This window comes from Gammaproteobacteria bacterium (assembly GCA_013214945.1).
Lineage (GTDB): Bacteria > Pseudomonadota > Gammaproteobacteria > Enterobacterales > Psychrobiaceae > Psychrobium.
This window is the reverse complement of the sequence record JABSRT010000008.1, coordinates 142,254-159,799: the sequence shown is the minus strand read 5'-3', so window position 1 is coordinate 159,799 and position 17,546 is coordinate 142,254. Positions and strand designations below refer to the sequence as shown.

Sequence of the window (17,546 nt, the reverse complement as noted above, 5' to 3'; positions counted from 1 at the left end):
TTCATTTAATATGGCGGTGAGTGTGGGAGTCGAACCCACGATACGTTACCGTATACACGCTTTCCAGGCGTGCTCCTTCGGCCACTCGGACAACTCACCAAATAATTTGTGGCATGCCAAGTAAACTTAGCTTTGCGAAGTGGCGCTATAATATGGTAATCACTGAACTAAAGCAATGCTTGTAAGCTCAAGTGACTACAAATCAAGCATTTCCTTTCACTTTTAACTTTAACTCGGCCGCAAAATCAAGCATCCGGCGCAGTGGTATTAATGCGCCTTCACGTAGAGATTCATCAACAAAAATTTCATGCTGCGATAGCTCATTGGCCGTTAGCGCATTTTCAATTGCCGCCAAACCGTTCATGGCCATCCAAGGACAATTAGCACATGAGCGACACGTTGCGCCCTCACCTGCTGTTGGTGCCGCGATGAATGTTTTATTAGGCATTAACTGCTGCATTTTGTAAAAAATACCGCGGTCTGTCGCGACAATAAATGTGTCATTGGGCATGTCTTGCGCGGCTTTAATTAACTGGCTCGTTGAGCCAACTGCATCACCAAGCGCCACAATATTTTCTGGTGATTCTGGATGCACCAATATTGCCGCCTCGGGATAAACCGCTTTCATGTCTTTTAGCGCTTTGGCTTTAAATTCGTCATGAACAATGCAGTCACCTTGCCATAACAACATGTCGGCACCGGTTTCACGCTGAATGTAACCCCCTAAATGGCGGTCAGGTCCCCAAATTATCTTTTTGCCTAGATCATCTAAATGTTCAACAATTTCTAATGCAATGCTTGAAGTAACAATCCAATCAGCGCGCTTTTTAACAGCGGCTGAAGTATTTGCATACACCACCACGACACGGTCGGGGTGTTGATCACAAAAGGCACTAAATTCATCAATTGGGCAGCCAACATCTAGCGAGCAAGTCGCTTCAAGCGTCGGCATTAATACTGTTTTTTCAGGACTGAGGATTTTAGACGTTTCGCCCATGAATTTAACGCCAGCGACGATTAATTTTTTTGCTGGATGTTCAGCGCCAAATCGTGCCATTTCAAGCGAATCAGAAACACAACCGCCCGTTTCTTCTGCCAAGGCTTGAATTTCGGGATCGGTATAATAGTGTGCAATCAACGCGGCGTTTTGCTCTTTTAGCAAACGTTTAATATTAACTTTATGATTTTCTTTTTGCGCATTGCTTAATGGCACTGGTTTTGCGGGAAAAGGATAACTTAAATCCATAATCGTTGGCATGTCTGACATCAACTTCTCTACCTAGGCAGGTCTTTACAATAATAATTCGAGAGATTATAAGCGAATCGCCGCTATTTTCATAATTTTTGTCTGCTATTACCAACATATCTAGCTATCATGCTATTTTTACACAATAAATATTAAAATAACCATAATATATATTCATGTTTAGCTGAGATCTTGTTATAAAGGAGGGGTGACTAAAAACTAATACAATAATAGGTAGTACGCAATGTCAGACAATCTTACAATTTTAATTGCCGATGATCATCCTTTATTCAGAAATGCTTTAAGGCAAGCCTTAGAGGCATCTTACCCTAGTGCTAAATGGTTAGAAGCTGAGTCGGCCGCCTCGTTACAGCATGCAATCACCGAAAATGATTTGATCGATCTTGTGATTTTAGATTTAGAAATGCCTGGCTCACACGGTTACTCAACTCTGATTCATTTACGCAGCCATTTCCCAGCGATCCCAGTGGTGGTTATTTCTGCCCACGAAGACAATGAAACAATTGCTAAAGCGATGCACTACGGTAGCTGCGGTTTTATCCCAAAATCGGCATCATTAGACAGCTTATCAACGGCGCTTGAGCAAGTATTGCTTGGTGAAGTATGGCTACCAGAAGGTATCAAACCAAGCGATATAATCATTGATGATAACAACTGTTTTGGTAATAAGCTGGCTGATTTAACCCCACAGCAATATAAAGTACTGCAAATGTTTGGCGAAGGTTTGTTGAATAAACAAATCGCTTATGATTTAGGCGTGTCAGAAGCGACTATCAAGGCGCATGCAACGGCTATCTTTAGAAAGCTAGACGTGCGTAACCGTACCCAAGCAGTTATTGCATTACAACAACTAGAAGTCAGTAGCCTACCGATTAAATAACACAAGTCTATTTTACCGCTTTATTTAATCAACTAGCAGCTTGTTGTTGCAAACGCCTCATTATTGAGGCGTTTGTCGTTTTATCAGTTATTAACCAAGCTCGAAATCACCGCTCTTAATGCGGCAGGACGGACCATTTTCGCCATATAGCGATAGTTTTTACCTTCGACTTCTTCCACTAATTGCTTTCGGGTATCAGCGGTGATCAATACCCCTGGAATTTCAAAATTGTAACGTTGACGTAACGCATCCATCGCATCTAATCCTGAAGCTTGGTCATCTAAATGGTAATCGGCAAGCATAATATCAGGCAATTGTTCACTATTATCAAGCAGCTCAATCGCCTCCTCTAAACTTTTGGCTAACAGCACTTCGCATTGCCAGCGTTCAAGTAACAATTCTAAACCGACTAATATTTTTTCTTCATTATCAATGCATAACACTCGAACCCCAGACAGGCCAGAATTACCAATGCTAGGCATCGGAGTGACAACCTGCGGCACAAAATTTCTGACTAAGGGCACCGTAATGCTAAACACCGAACCACGGTCAACTTCAGAGACTAGGCCAATCGGATGCTCCAATACCTTGCTTATTTTGTCGACAATAGCCAAGCCTAAACCCAAACCATTTTTGTCATAAATTGAGCTATTTTCAAGCCGTTTAAATGCAACAAAGATATCTTCGACCTGATCAGTTGGAATACCTTTGCCTTGGTCCCAAACTTCAATTTTTACATTTTCACCAATACGCCGACAGCCTAATAACACTTTCGCGCCACAGCCATAGCGAAACGCATTGGTTAGAAAGTTTTGGACTATCCGGCGCAGTAGATTGATATCACTGTGAACCACTAATGAAGAATTAACCGTTTTAAAGGTGACCGAGTAATCGGCGGCCATCGCACCAAACTCGGCATTAAAGTTATTAAGCAATTGCGAAATAGCAAAACTCGATTTATTGACTTCAATGGCCCCCGATTCTAATTTTGAAATATCGAGCAAATCGGCCAACAATTGACCCGACGCTTTTAATGAGTCAGCAATATGGCTCACTGTTTCGCGTGTTTTCGGATCGCTATGTTCTTGTTGCAACAATGACGCGGTAAACAAACGTGCGGCATTAAGTGGTTGCATTAAATCGTGGCCAATGGCCGCCATAAACCGTGTTTTACTTAAATTAACTTGATCAACATTATTTTTAGCTTCAATTAACCGCTCATTAGCCATCGACAATTCCATGGTTCGAGCCAAAACACGCGCTTCAAGCTCTGACTTTGCCCGCATTAATTCACGCTCAACTTCACGATACTGGGTGATGTCAGAAAATGTGGTAACAAAGCCACCATCCGGCATCGGGTTACCTTGCATTTTGATCACTTTACCGTCAGGACGAGTTCGTTCAAAATAATAGGATACCCCTTGCTTCACCCGCTCCATTCGTCGAACAACATGGGCGTCAACATCTCCTGGGCCGCAAAAACCACGCAAAGCATTAAATCGAATTAGCTCGACAATTGGTTTGCCTACGTTCAAAAAACCTGGCGGGTAATTAAATAATTCAACATATCTTTGGTTCCACGCCATCAAGTTAAAACGATCATCGATAACACTCATGCCTTCGCTAGCATGTTCAATGGCGCCTTGCATTAACTTTTGACTAACCAATATTTTCGATGACGCATCATCAATTAAGTTAACTAAGTCATCCAACGGCATATCGCGACCTTCAAGCACCGAGTGCATGACTAATGATGCGGACGACGTACCTATCACTGAAGACAATAACAATTCAGTGTGGACAATTAGTGGGGTTTTAGCCGCTTTGTCCCAATTATTGTGGGCAATAAATTCTGAGTCAAAGTCAATAAAACTGTCAAACGCTTTTTCTGGCCCAATAAAACGCCCCGCTAACATCAGCAATTCTTGTTGCGAAACCGCAGCTCCCTTAATCGCCTTGCGCCGATTTAATCGGTCGACAAACAAACCAGCTTGCATTCGCTCACGAACGCCAGAGCGAAATATCAAGGATCCCCAAATGTAGCACAGCATGTTAATAATAAGACTAGCCAGCATCCAGTTATAATTTAGCTCAAGACTGTCGTTTAATATCACCGAATTCAACGATTCAAACTGACCATTGACAGGTCGTAACAATGCATAAAACCACAGAGACAATCCCGCGATTAAGCCAATAAACACGCCTTTTCGGTTGCCATGCTTCCAATAAACCGCACCAATAAGACCAGGTAATATTTGAGTGAATACTCCAAAGGCTATTTGGCCTAAATTAGCCAGCGATCCCCCCGATGAAACTCGCCAATAGAATAACCAACTTAATGCCAGCATCGCGAATATCACAATCCTGCGAATAAACAAAATACTTTGACTAAACTGGGAAAAATCACGGCGCTCAATATAGCCTGTGCGTAATAATACCGGCATCACCCACTCGTTGCTGACCATAAAAGAGATAGTTAATGCCGCGACGATAACCATGCCAGTAGCCGCAGACACCGCGCCCAAAAAACCAAACAGTGCGAGCGAGTCGTAACCTAATGCCAGTGGTAACGCGATAACGTAAGTATCTGCTGAAATCGACGGGTCTAACACCAACTTACCTGCCAACGCTATCGGCAAGACAAACAAACCAGCCAACACCAAATAACCCGGAAAGATCCAACGACTTTGCGTTAATTGCTCGGGATCGTCGCATTCAACCATCATGTTATGAAACTCACGCGGCATACAAAGAAAAGCCGCCATCATCACTAATGTTTGTGAAACAATGCCCATCCAGTTAGCGAGGCTTTGATCATTTGCCAATAAATTGCGTTGCTCAGCTTGTTGCCAAATATCACTAAAGCCATCGAAATAACCCCAAGTAACGACAGCGCCAATGGCTAACAGGGCAAAAAGCTTAATTAACGACTCAAAGGCGATAGCTAACATCAAACCAGGGTGGTGTTCTGTAGCATCGAGCTTGCGAGTACCAAATAGTGCCGTAAATAGCGCTAAAATCATGGCCACTGAAAAACCCAATACGCCAGTAGGCACATCGTCGTGAGTGACAAAGATTTGAAAGCTATTGACTATCGCCTGCAGTTGCAACGCAAAGTATGGCAAGGTACCAAACACCGCAATTAAGGTGATGGTCGCTGCTAATGCTTGTGATTTTCCATAACGAGAAGCAATAAAGTCAGCCAACGAGGTGATCTTAAGTTCATGAGTTATTTTTATAATGCGAGTCAACAGTGGAAAAGCAAAGATAAATAATAAAATTGGCGCCGCATAAATAGGGATATACGACCACAAATTATTAGCCGACATACCAACCGTGCCTAAAAAGCTCCAAGACGAACAATAAACAGCTAACGATAAACCATAAATCGTATTTCGCACGCCCTGTTTAAATAGCCCAAAATAGCGGTCTCCTAACCAGGCGATCAAGAACAACATTCCGATATAAAACATCGAAATAAGCGGGAGTAAACTACCTTGTGCCATCAAACTTTCCCTTAACTAATACAGCGTAAAATCAATTGGCTCTATCATAAACAACTTAACGAAGCTGATGCAAAGAAAAACTGACTTAAGCCATGCTTATTACGTTTAGATTAACGCAATGAAAATAGTCATCGCAAAGTATATTAATCTCCTAGTCATAACACGGCTGAGTTTATTACCAAGATCATTCGCTTTGATGGCAGTATTCTCCGGTGCAAATGTTGTTATTCGATTGTGTTTGTTGCTATATTGGAATTATATTAAGCAAATGGAATTGTGAAATGGCTGCAGCAATAAAGCGCGGTTGGTACGTGGTCTATTTACCAGCGCTGATCTCGTTACCACTATTTATGTTGGTCTCTTTAATCAACGAGTATCAGATTGCGGCCAATGCGCGCCATAATGCAATTAATGAATTGAGCTATAAAGCTAAATACCTTAGCCAGGCGCTTAACTATGTTAATGAGAATAAAGTTCCACTGATAAAATCAGACTTTGACCGTTTAGTTGACAACTTAACCAGCAACGATTTGTCCCACGTTTCAGTCTTTTCAACAGACGGTACGCTTATTGCGGACAACCTTGCGTCGGGTTACTCAATTACCAATACGCCTAATGAAATAGATCAGCCAGAAATAGCGCAAGCAATAAAAGACGGTAGGGGTACCATTAACCGATTTAATCCAGTTATCTCGCAAAAGATGCGCTATGTCGCCATTAATTTACAAGGCTATATATTACGGGTTGGCATAAATGACAAATTTGAAAAACAAGAAATAACAAATCAAAGAATTAATTACATACCAACCTTTATAGCCTTGTTCTTGCTTACCAGTATTAGCGGGTTTTTCTTTATAACCTGGCTTAACAATAGATTGAAATTACGCTATCAACTACTTAAGCAACAAGTACAAGCGCAAACCTCTGAGTTATTACTGCTGCAAGAGTTCGGGACCTTGTTAACCTTGTCGAAATCATTTTTAGACATTGAACAAGTATTAGGCAAGTTTTCACAAATGCTGTTGTATCACGATGCTGGTCGCATATCGGTCATCCGTTCTTCACGTAATCTCGCTGAAATAAAAATGGCCTGGGGCCAAAAGGATTGGATTGAATTGGGTCACTACCCACTAGATGACTGCTGGGCTCTGCGCAAAGGATATATTCATCCACAAGGCCCCTATGACAAGTTGATTCAATGTACCCACGATATTCAATCATTAGCAGACATTAACACCATTTGCATTCCATTAGTTGCTCAAGGTGAAACGCTTGGTGTAATGCATATTAAGCGAGAAAACCCTAATGATGAATTTAGCGATAACGACCGTCAAATGGCGACGTCTCTGGCAGAGCCTGTCGCGTTAGCCATAGCCAACCTCCAGTTGCGTGATAATTTACGTAACCAAGCCATTAAAGATTCTCTAACTGGCTTGTTCAATCGACGTTATTTCTCTGAAACAGCTGACAAAGAATTGGCGCGAGCAATCAAGCAAAATTCGCCGATGGCAATTTTAATGATAGATATTGATTTTTTTAAAAAACTAAACGACAGCTATGGACATGATGCCGGTGATGCCGCCTTAAAAACATTTGGTGCTCTGTTGGCTAAGCTCACCCTCACCGAGCATGTTGCCTGCCGCATGGGCGGCGAAGAGTTTGTCATTTTACTCTCAGATACCACCACAACGAAAGCGGTTGAGTTTGCCAATAATCTACGGATAAAAATTAAAGAATTAAAAATTTCGAACAACGGCATGAATATCGGCCCTATTACGGCTTCAATCGGTGTCGCAATGTTTGATAACGACAGTAAAGATATTAACGATTTAGTTAAACTGGCCGATCAGGCTTTGTATCATGCTAAGGAAACAGGCAGGGATAAAGTCGTACTATCAGAGCCTGCCTGCGTCGTGGAATAAACCATTGCTAGTCGCTCAACAGGTATCGAACCAAAACACTATATTTGGCCTATGTGCCAGCACAGCCTCCAATTATAGTGGCATGTCATCGAGTTATGGTTAAGTACAAGCCCAACGCTAAGCAATATTAACGGATCAGCTATCATTTTCATCGGTTACGAGATATATCATTAATCGGTTACCTAGCTATATAACCTGACTCCTTGATAAGAGTACAGTTAGGTACGTCATTAATTGCGCGGATTAGCGCTTGGTATACTAAGGCACCCCCTGATCTCATCAGCAGCCAGCCAGGGTAGCGATAGGGTTACGCTGTAATGGTAGGTCTTTCACGCTAAGCACTTATCAACATGTGCTTAACGCAGCGCGAGAATACAAGATAAATTACATAACTTGCTCAGTGTTTTGTCCGCTTACCTCATAGCCATTGCTACCTCGGTCTGAGAAATTAGTTTGAATTTTTTCTATCTGGTCAAAATTCTTAATAAATAGTTCAACAATAGTTGGATCAAATGCTTTGCCAGATTCACCGACAATCAGTTCAATTGCGGCTTGATTCGTCCAGGCTTTTTTATAAGGTCTGACAGTGGTTAACGCATCAAAAACATCCGCCACAGCAACAATCCGCCCTTCAATTGGGATGTTTGCGCCGACAAACCCTTCGGGATAACCCGTACCGTCCCATTTTTCATGATGACTAATAATAATGCTACGGGCAACTTGCATTACCGCTGAATCATTGCCTTCAATTAGGTGCACACCACGGTAGGTATGCGATTCCATAATTTTTCGCTCATCGGAAGTTAATAGACCCGGTTTTAATAGAATATTGTCTGATATACCAATTTTCCCGATATCATGTAGTGGGGTCGCTATCGCGATCAAATGAACTAATTCAGTTGGTAAATTTAAGGCAAGAGCAATGACTTTAGCATAAAGCCCGACTCTGACGACATGATAGCCAGTATTGTCATCACGTAATTCCCCGGCTCTAGCCAGTGACTCAATCAGCATTTCATTGGCTAAAGCCAATTCTTGGGTCCGTTCAACCACTAACTCTTCGAGTTTTTCATTTATTTGGGCCAATTGTTCAGCATGTTGATAAGCTGCAATAATATTTTGCGTACGTAAGATGACTTCTTCCGGATCAAACGGCTTGCGAATAAAATCGTTTGCTCCACTAGACAAAGCATCGTTGCGAACTTTAGGCCCCTCTTTACCAGAGATAATCACTATGGGTAACACATCGGCACTGTGTTCTTTTCGCACCAATGCAATCACTTCGAGGCCGGTTAAATATGGCATTTCAATATCGAGGAATAATAAGGAGATGTTATCAGATTTAAGCTTGCTTTCAACTTGGCGAGGATCTGTGACCATCGAAACATTCGCCTTGAAATTATCTTGAACCAACGCTGATAAAATCATGCAGTTAGTCAGCGAGTCATCACAAATTAAGATGTTAAGCGACTTATTCTTATCCATAAGAAACAGGGTCCTTGATTATAATTTTTCTCTGTTAAGGCGTCCTGTGTCAAACCCTTAACTAAAGTAATGCTATCATAGCCATGTGGCAGTTATATTAGCAAGACAATGATAATATTTCCGCTAAATTCGCTCCACAATTGAATCTAAGCTCACTAAATTAGTAATGCACAATTTAGCCCAAACCAAGTTGATCCAGGTCAATTTAATGTTAAATAGAGAATAAACTAGACTTTTTTCTTTACGCTGTTATATGATATTTATCTCGATAAAAGGAATTAGTGCGCGATATTTAAGGAGAAATATATGAGTACATCATTACGCATCTTGATAGTCGATGATTCGCGGAGCATGCGAATTATTGCTAAAAGCCTAGTCACTAGCTTAGGCCATGAAGTTGTCGCTGATGCAGAAGATGGTAAAGTAGCCCTGAAAAGGTATGTTGAATTAAAACCTGATGTGGTACTACTCGATCTTGTTATGCCTCGGTTCGACGGTAAAAAAACCCTCACCAAGCTTATTCAGTTAGACCCTCTAGCTAATATAATAATCTGTAGCTCTCTAGGTTCGCAAGGCGATATAGAATTTTGTTTGCGAGAAGGCGCAAAATTTTACTTGCAAAAACCTTATGAGATTGAAGGCATCAAGAATGCCTTCGCGAGTCTCCCCCTACCCACCGAACAACAAGCGTAAGGTATTTAGATATGTCAAATAAATTTTTTGGACAATTCTTACTGGAAAAAGGCTTGCTAAACAGTAAACAACTGCTCAATGCTATCGAACTTCAGAAAGAAGCAAACCCTCCGATTGGTCAACTGGCAATCAAAGAAGGATTCATCAGTGATGCCGCGGCTGTTCAAATAAATATGGAGCAGCAACGCACAGATAGCCGCTTTGGTGATTTAGCTATCTCGATGGGTTTTATGACTGAAGAGCAAGTATCGATGCTATTTCATGTTCAAAAAGAAATTAAAAAGTTCTTTGGTGAAATATTAGTCGAACAAAGCTATATCACTGAAGCTATATTGCAACAAGAACTGGCGGAACATGCAGAACTTAAACAAACCTCAATAACAGAGGTCGATAGTAAAATAAAAGAGCATAAATATTGCCAACAAATAACTGACACCTTAGATGCTATTATTAAGAATTTTACCCGCATACCCAAAATACCTTTGCAAATAGCGCAGATCGAAACTCAAAAACCAACCCCACCTAATGCTAGCTTTATTATTTCTCAGACTATGCATGTGCCAGAGCCGCTTAAAGTTGGCTGGATCATGGAAAAAGATTTAATGGAGCAAGTCGCGAATAACTTCCTTGGCATTGATGTAACAGATCAGGAAGATGTCTACGTTGATGCTGTCAGTGAATTTCTGAACATTATTCTTGGCAATGCGTTGGTTAGCAATGGTGAAAATCAGACGTTGTTAGATCCGCCAATTATCGAGCCATGTAATGCTGATTTTCAGGGCGAATATAACAGTACTCTTTATTTAACCATGTCAGCACCGCAAAAAGACTTCAGTTTGTTTTTTCTTCATAATTAAAACGGCTAAGCTCAACAATCCACCATAGTAATGGTATTTGTTGAGCATTTCAGTATCAGCCTTTGCATCAACTCTCACAAAATTATCCGTGAGCGATGATGAAACTCAGAATAAACTAAGCCTTTGAGATATAGCTAAGTTTAAACTATCGTCTATGTGAATTTTCGATACTAATTTTCACGTACTCAATCTTGTATTAAAATGAAATATCCATTATCTTATTGTTTAGTAGATGATTTTATACAGCGGCAACCTTCATCAGTTGATACACTGGTTATAGCTGAAACGTGCAAACTAATGAGTTTAAAGATAACTAAAGGATTACGTATGATTAGTACCACACTATCTCCCTGCCGTTATTCTAAACAAACTGGCGCTAGTTTCAAGACCAACGCCATCAGTGTATTTACGCTGCTTATTAGCGACCAAGATCAATCAGGGTTTAACTCACATTCAGAGTTTGCCCAACTGCGTAGATTTGTATTTATCACTTAAATTGTTTTTCCCCAAGGATTTATCAATGAAAAATTTCTTTAGAGACCTGCCTTTAAAATTAAAATTACTCGGCTATACCGCGGTTATGCTATTACTAATTACGCTGAGTTTTGGCTATGCCACCTACTCTTTGGCAAAAATTGGTGAAGAGCTAACCACTATTGTTGAAGAAGATATTCCATTGACCAAGCTGATTTCATTAATGACGGTCACTCAACTTGAACAAGCCGTATCTTTTGAACGCTCACTGCATTACGGATCCAAGTTGAATGACAAGCATGGCCAGGAAAAATTCAAGACAACTATTTCTCATTTTGATCACGGAACGAAAGTGATAGAAAATGCTATTACCAAGGCAATAGCATTTACCCAGCATGCACAGTCGAGCAACGATATTGCGCTAATCAATAAATTTGCAGAAGTTAAAAAACAGCTTAAACAAATTGAGCACGACCATGACAGCTACGTTGAACATGTTCATCAAACCTTTGCTTTACTGGCCAAAGGCAAAGATGATGCTGCTGCTGCTGATATTTTGATTGAAAAGGTGGTAGAAGAAGAAGAAACCCTCGATAAAACAAGTGAAGCTCTTTTATTAAATATCCAATCATTTACTCAAGACAGCGCCATAGCCGCACAAACTCACGAAAAACAGGCTATAACGACATTGTTAATCATCGGTGTTTTTAGTTTAGTTGTGGGCACAATACTTAGTCTACTGTTAAGCCGGTTTATTGTAACAGGCATCAATACCGCAATAGTGACTGCGTCTGGTGATCTTACCCAAGAAATAACCGTTACAAGTAAAGATGAAGTAGGCCAATTGTTATCGGCCATGAAAGCGATGCGCGATAAATTAAGAACAATGATCGGTGACATCACCAGTGTGACAGGTCAACTATCAAGTGCATCGCAAGTGATGTCAGAGGTGACCAGCCAAACAAGTTTAATCATTGACCAACAACGCAATGAAACCCAATTAGTCTCTAGCGCGATGGATCAAATGACCTCAACCTCGCGCGAGGTATCTGATATTATCACCCAAACAGCCAACCATGCGGTTGAGGCAACCAATCAAACAGTTGAAGGTCGCCAGATCGTTGATACAGCCGTCGCTGAAATCAATAAACTATCCGACCAAATTGATCTAGCATCCGTAACAATTGAGCAGCTAGAGCAGCACAGTGGCCGAATTAATTCAGTAATGGATGTGATAAAAGGCATTGCAGAACAAACGAACTTATTGGCGCTAAACGCAGCCATTGAAGCTGCCCGAGCTGGTGAGCAAGGCCGTGGATTCGCGGTGGTCGCCGATGAGGTCCGCACCTTAGCGGTTAGAACCCAAGAATCGACTAAAGAGATTAATTCGATGATCGAGAAACTGCAAATTGGGACCAGTGACGCAGTTACCATGATGCAAAAAAGCCGCAACCAAACAAACACTGCTGTTGAATGTGCGAAGAAATCTGGTGAAGCTTTCACCCTAATATCAGCCTCGGTCAATCAGATAAGTACGATGTGCGAGAAAATTGCTATCGCGGCTACCGACCAAGGTATAGTCAGTGAGCAAATAAGTAAAAATATTATCGATATTAATGAGATGTCATCGCAAACAGCAATCGGCGCGCAAGAAACCTCCACCGCCAGTGACGATTTAGCTGTCATGTCGTCTAAGTTGAAAGTTCTCGTTAATAACTTTGCCGTTTAATTACAACATCCAGATTTAGCCAGCGAGGTATTCTCGTTGGCTTTTTTATTGCCGCTTTATATAGGTTTTTTCAGGATCCAGCAAGATAAACGTTAGTAATTATTCTCGTATTCCGTTATGTTAGATATATAAGACGATGCTCATTATATGCTTACATTCAAGGATTGAATTGTGGTCAAACCGGCTTTAAAGGCGCGAACATTAGCAGATAAATTACTGCCGACTAATTCGTTACAAGACAGTTTGTCTAAGGTTATCCTTTTAACTAGCATCGTTGCGTTAATTCTCTCCTTTGGCTCTTTTCTCATTTACGATCAAATTAGTTTTAAAAAAGATTTAGCACATCAAGTTAATGCTATTGCATTAGACACGGCAAGTAATTCACAACCAGCGTTTTCATTTGACCATGATCCCGGCGATAACCAAACTTTCACTTCATTACAACACTACCCGCAAATTCGCTATGGTGCTGTGCTTAATTCAGCAGGTGAAATTTTATCGCAATACCACAATAATTGGACGAAAGAAATCAATCCAAGAGTCTTAACACAGCATATTTTAATGACCGATGATTTTATTGAAGTCTCGCAGCCAATTGTTAAAAATGGCGTAACTATTGGTCAAATATATTTACTATCTGATGTTGAACGGTTACGAACCCGACAATTAGAATTAGCCATCGTAGTCTTCACCATTTTTGTTGCGGCATTAACATCGACGATAGTGATCACTCGCAAAAAAATTAAGACCATCATAAACCCCATTTCTACCTTAGTGCTGCTTTTTAAAAAAATAGGCAATCAGCACGACTTTTCATTGCGAGCACAGCCAACCCCCGTTTTAGAGTTAAATACATTAGTCGACGGTTTTAATGGCATGCTCGAACAATTATCCGATGCCGAGCAGGCACTAAAAAAAAGCCAACAACGCTTATCTCTTGCCCTGCTTGGTGGTGGCGAAGGGTTATGGGATCTGGATCTGTTGCAGCAACAGCTTTACTTAGATAAGCACAGCTGCAAAATTCTCGGGATAAATAAAGACGAAACGCTATTATCTAATGCCAACTGGCATAAAATGATCCATCCGGATGATCGCAAGCGATTTAGATTTTATTCGCAGTATTACATCACGCAGCAGATCGAACAGTATAATATTGAATTTCGAGTTTGTTGTGAATCAAATTGGCTATGGTTAAAACTGACCGGCAAAGTGACCCAGTTTGACCAAAACAACGTTGCTTTACGCATGACCGGAACCTTGCAAGATATCACCAAGCAACATCTTGCTGAAGAGCAAATAAAACTCTATGCCTCGGTTTTTGACAATACCAGCGATGCAATTGTTATTTTAGATGACCAATTACGTGTGATCGCGGCAAATCAAGCGTTTAGTAACATAACTCAATTTGAAGCCAACGAAATGCATCATAAACAGTTGTCTGTTATAGATAAAATTGATAATTTCAGCCAAATTGAAACGGCATTATCAAGCCAAGGTAGTTGGAGTGGGGAGCTTACGGATCAACGAAAAGATGGCTCTGCTTACATGTTAGAACTGGCGTTAAACGCTGTTAAACATACCGAGTATGAGAATTATAACTATGTAGTAGCCGTTTTCTCCGACATTACCGAGCGCAAGAGAAATGAAAATGAATTATATTTCATGGCCAACTTCGATCCGCTAACCAAACTGCCAAATAGGGCGATGTTTCACGATTATTTTGCAAAATCGCTCGCCAGTGCTAAACGCCATAATAAGATTATTGCGTTGCTATTTATTGATTTAGACAAATTTAAACAAGTTAATGACACATTAGGTCACGACGCGGGCGATGAGTTATTAATTCAAGCCGCTCATCGAATGAAGTTGCATCTGCGAGACACCGATCTGCTGGCACGCCTCTCTGGGGATGAATTTACCATCATACTAGAAAATATCACGAATTTACGCCAAGCAGAAACCGTGGCACGTAAAATTCTACAAGACTTTCAGCAGCCATTTACGCTTAAGAAGCAATGTACCCATATTGGTACTAGCATTGGCATTAGTACCTTTCCCAACGACGCGAATAGCACTGAAGAATTGCTAAAGCAATCGGATACCGCAATGTATTATGCAAAAAGCAATGGCAGAAATAACTTTCACTTTTTTGATCAAGCGATGAACGTGCAAGCAGAGCGCCGAAACTTAATCGAACATGAGCTGCATTACGCCCTGGAACGACAACAAATATCCGTCTACTATCAACCAAAAGTTGATACCAATAACTTCAAAATTTTGGGTTTTGAAGCCCTCGCCCGCTGGAGCCATCCGGTACTTGGCAACGTGCCCCCCTCTGAATTTATCCCCGTTGCAGAAGACGCTGGTTTAATTAAAGAATTGGGGCAGTTCATTTTCACGACTGCCTGCCTGCAACTTAAAGAGTGGCACAGTCGCGGGTTTAACGATTTGCAAATTGCGATCAACGTATCGGCGCGAGAATTCCAATTATCAGACTACCCACTTGAAATTGCAAAAATCATCAAAGAAATAGCAATCGATCCGCGATATATTGAACTGGAGCTAACTGAGTCTATCGTGATGGAAAACCCTGAAAAGACCACCTTAATGCTGGACGTAATAAAAAACTTAGGCGTTAGTCTTTCGATCGATGATTTTGGAACAGGCTATTCATCATTATGCTATTTACGTAAATTACCGGTCGATGTATTAAAAGTGGATCAATCTTTTGTCCGAGAATTAGACCAAGATAATAGTGCCGCGATCGCTCGCGCGATTGTCTCTATGGCTCACAGTCTTAAATTAAAAGTCGTCGCCGAAGGCGTTGAGACCGCTGAACAGCTCAGTTTTTTCCAGCAACAACAATGTGAATACATCCAAGGGTTTTATTTTAGCGAGGCCGTTACTGGTGAACAATCATATAGCCTGCTAACTCAGCAGTGGCAACAAAAATTTGTTGAGTCCGTTGAAATTGAGCTCAGTAAATAGCCTTACCAGTAAATCTTAAGATCTAATTTTAATCAACTGCTAGCAATAGCTTGTAAACGCAACCCACCACCACATAAACGCTATAACCCATCACAAAACTTGGGTCAGCGATCTAGTTAGCACTTTAAATAGTAATACGTGCTGTCTTGCTACACCCCACTATCATTGCTTTTTCTGGCGATCCATTTTAAAAGTGGCAACATCAAGCGCCCACTTTTACAACAACTAAACGATCGAAGCGTGACGCACATCACACTTTTAAGCTTTAGGTCTTATTGCACTCTATAAATATTGTTGCAGCCATGTAAGATTCGGTCGCTCATTGTTAACGGCAGATTAATAGCCGTACCAAACAATATACATCCACAATATACAACATCTTAAGGAGTCCGTGATGGGTCAGTCTTTATCCGGCAAGATTTTTATCGGTTTATTTGCCGGTTTGCTTTTAGGTACGCTAATACAGTATGCATTTCCAACTATTGGTTTTTTAGATACCTACATTGTTGGCACCGCTGAAGCAGCTGGCGGCATGTTCGTCTCGCTAATCAAGTTAATGGTTGTACCATTAGTATTTATTTCAATTGTTTGTGGTGTTTGTGAATTAAAAGACATCAAATCTTTTGGTCGCCTTGGTGGCAAAACATTTGCTTTCTATATTGTTAATACTCTGCTTGCTATTACAGTCGCTTTAACTGTTGGCATGCTAGTTCAGCCAGGTGCTGGTGCTAATCTTGCCGTAACTGGTGATGTAATGAAACTAGCAGCAACTGAAACGCCAGATTTGGCACAGTTAATTATCAACATTGTACCAAGCAACCCTGTTCAGGCATTTGCTAGTGGTGACATGTTACAAATCATCTTTATGGCGATCATTACCGGTCTTGCTATCCAAGCACTTGAGTCACGTGGCGGCCCAGCTGTTCGTACTTTTAAAGTGGCTAACGAAGTAATGATGAAGCTAGTAACGCTTATCATGAAATTAGCGCCTTACGGTGTCTTTGCGTTAATGATCCAATTAGGTGGCACATTAGATGTTGCAACCTTAGGCTCGGTCGCTGGCTATGTCGGCCTCGTTGTCGCCATGTTAATTTTCTGGATTTTCGCTGTTTACCCACTGGTTGTTTGGGCTTTCACTGGTATTAAGCCTAGTGAGTTCCGTCGTCATACTCGCGAGCAAATTCTGTTTGCTTTATCGACTGCTAGCTCGAACGCAACGATTCCGGTAACGATGCGTACCTTGACAGAGAAAATCGGTGTTTCTCGTTCAGTGGCTGGTTTTGGTGTGCCATTAGGTGCCACCATGAATATGTCTGGTGTTTCAATCTACATCGCACTAGCGACTATCTTTGCCGCCAATGCGTACGGTATGCCGATTGCAACTGCAGACTTATTCTCTATCGGTATTACTGTTTTACTACTATCAATCGGTGCCGGTGGTGTTCCTGGTGGCGGCGTAGTAATGATTGGTGTTTTATTACATCAACTAGGACTACCAATTGAAGCATTAGCTATCATTGCTGCGGTTGACCGTATTAATGACATGTTCTGTACTGCTGCTAACGTAGTGGGTGATACAGCGGTAAATACCATTGTGGCTAAATCTGAAGGTGCATTAAACACGGGCGATGTTTCATCGCTAACACCTCAAGAGCCAGTACAAAGTGAAAAAGCAGCGTAATATGCCCTGCTGACATTCTTTGTCACTAAAAAAGCCGCGCAGTAAGTAATTACTGCGCGGCTTT

At 41.2% G+C, this 17,546-nt stretch carries 11 protein-coding genes and 1 tRNA gene; 8 read left to right on the top strand and 4 right to left on the bottom strand.

Annotated elements, in window-relative coordinates; genetic code table 11:
* Nucleotides 1-11: 11 nt before the first annotated feature.
* Both HRU23_08130 and nadA read right to left on the bottom strand, forming a co-directional pair.
* Nucleotides 12-99: transfer RNA gene (locus HRU23_08130), tRNA-Ser, on the bottom strand.
* Between the two features lie 103 nt (nt 100-202).
* The gene (gene nadA / locus HRU23_08125; GenBank protein NRA54096.1) at nt 203-1,267 is read right to left on the bottom strand and encodes a quinolinate synthase NadA; all 1,065 of its coding nucleotides are present in this window, start codon (nt 1,265-1,267) and stop codon (nt 203-205) included.
* Nucleotides 1,268-1,490: 223 nt separating this feature from the next.
* Here nadA and HRU23_08120 point away from each other — a divergent pair, with 223 nt between their 5' ends.
* Nucleotides 1,491-2,147 (top strand): response regulator transcription factor, encoded by a 657-nt coding sequence (locus HRU23_08120; protein NRA54095.1) that lies wholly within the window; start codon nt 1,491-1,493, stop codon nt 2,145-2,147.
* Nucleotides 2,148-2,230: 83 nt separating this feature from the next.
* On the opposite strand, the gene HRU23_08115 is transcribed toward HRU23_08120, so the two are convergent.
* A complete protein-coding gene (locus HRU23_08115) occupies nt 2,231-5,653 on the bottom strand; it encodes a PAS-domain containing protein (protein NRA54094.1) in 3,423 nt (1,140 codons plus the stop codon).
* A gap of 281 nt (nt 5,654-5,934) precedes the next feature.
* Here HRU23_08115 and HRU23_08110 point away from each other — a divergent pair, with 281 nt between their 5' ends.
* Nucleotides 5,935-7,575, top strand: a complete 1,641-nt coding sequence (locus HRU23_08110; protein ID NRA54093.1) for a diguanylate cyclase — start codon at nt 5,935-5,937, stop codon at nt 7,573-7,575.
* Nucleotides 7,576-7,959: 384 nt separating this feature from the next.
* Here HRU23_08110 and HRU23_08105 read toward each other — a convergent pair whose 3' ends face one another.
* Nucleotides 7,960-9,060: a response regulator gene (locus HRU23_08105; GenBank protein NRA54092.1), complete on the bottom strand. Its 1,101-nt coding sequence runs from the start codon at nt 9,058-9,060 to the stop codon at nt 7,960-7,962.
* 306 nt (nt 9,061-9,366) lie between these two features.
* Here HRU23_08105 and HRU23_08100 point away from each other — a divergent pair, with 306 nt between their 5' ends.
* From HRU23_08100 to HRU23_08075, 6 genes are all read left to right on the top strand, one after another.
* A complete protein-coding gene (locus HRU23_08100; protein ID NRA54091.1) occupies nt 9,367-9,753 on the top strand; it encodes a response regulator in 387 nt (128 codons plus the stop codon).
* Between the two features lie 11 nt (nt 9,754-9,764).
* A complete protein-coding gene (locus tag HRU23_08095) occupies nt 9,765-10,610 on the top strand; it encodes a chemotaxis protein CheX (protein ID NRA54090.1) in 846 nt (281 codons plus the stop codon).
* Between the two features lie 327 nt (nt 10,611-10,937).
* On the top strand, nt 10,938-11,105 hold the full coding sequence (locus HRU23_08090; protein NRA54089.1) for a hypothetical protein: 168 nt from the start codon (nt 10,938-10,940) through the stop codon (nt 11,103-11,105).
* A 25-nt stretch (nt 11,106-11,130) separates the two neighbouring features.
* Entirely contained in the window at nt 11,131-12,813 is a 1,683-nt protein-coding gene (locus HRU23_08085; protein ID NRA54088.1) for a methyl-accepting chemotaxis protein, read from the top strand.
* 171 nt (nt 12,814-12,984) lie between these two features.
* Nucleotides 12,985-15,801 carry an EAL domain-containing protein gene (locus HRU23_08080; protein ID NRA54087.1) on the top strand — a complete coding sequence of 939 codons (2,817 nt, stop codon included), beginning with the start codon at nt 12,985-12,987 and terminating at the stop codon, nt 15,799-15,801.
* A gap of 394 nt (nt 15,802-16,195) precedes the next feature.
* Nucleotides 16,196-17,482 carry a dicarboxylate/amino acid:cation symporter gene (locus HRU23_08075; protein NRA54086.1) on the top strand — a complete coding sequence of 429 codons (1,287 nt, stop codon included), beginning with the start codon at nt 16,196-16,198 and terminating at the stop codon, nt 17,480-17,482.
* Nucleotides 17,483-17,546: the final 64 nt, after the last annotated feature.

Excerpts from the sequence above, each read along its gene's own strand:
- nadA (NRA54096.1), bottom strand. The coding sequence starts at position 1,267 with ATGTCAGACATGCCAACGATTATGGATTTAAGTTATCCTTTTCCCGCA.
- HRU23_08120 (NRA54095.1), top strand. The coding sequence starts at position 1,491 with ATGTCAGACAATCTTACAATTTTAATTGCCGATGATCATCCTTTATTC.
- HRU23_08115 (NRA54094.1), bottom strand. The coding sequence starts at position 5,653 with ATGGCACAAGGTAGTTTACTCCCGCTTATTTCGATGTTTTATATCGGA.
- HRU23_08110 (NRA54093.1), top strand. The coding sequence starts at position 5,935 with ATGGCTGCAGCAATAAAGCGCGGTTGGTACGTGGTCTATTTACCAGCG.
- HRU23_08105 (NRA54092.1), bottom strand. The coding sequence starts at position 9,060 with ATGGATAAGAATAAGTCGCTTAACATCTTAATTTGTGATGACTCGCTG.
- HRU23_08100 (NRA54091.1), top strand. The coding sequence starts at position 9,367 with ATGAGTACATCATTACGCATCTTGATAGTCGATGATTCGCGGAGCATG.
- HRU23_08095 (NRA54090.1), top strand. The coding sequence starts at position 9,765 with ATGTCAAATAAATTTTTTGGACAATTCTTACTGGAAAAAGGCTTGCTA.
- HRU23_08090 (NRA54089.1), top strand. The coding sequence starts at position 10,938 with ATGATTAGTACCACACTATCTCCCTGCCGTTATTCTAAACAAACTGGC.
- HRU23_08085 (NRA54088.1), top strand. The coding sequence starts at position 11,131 with ATGAAAAATTTCTTTAGAGACCTGCCTTTAAAATTAAAATTACTCGGC.
- HRU23_08075 (NRA54086.1), top strand. The coding sequence starts at position 16,196 with ATGGGTCAGTCTTTATCCGGCAAGATTTTTATCGGTTTATTTGCCGGT.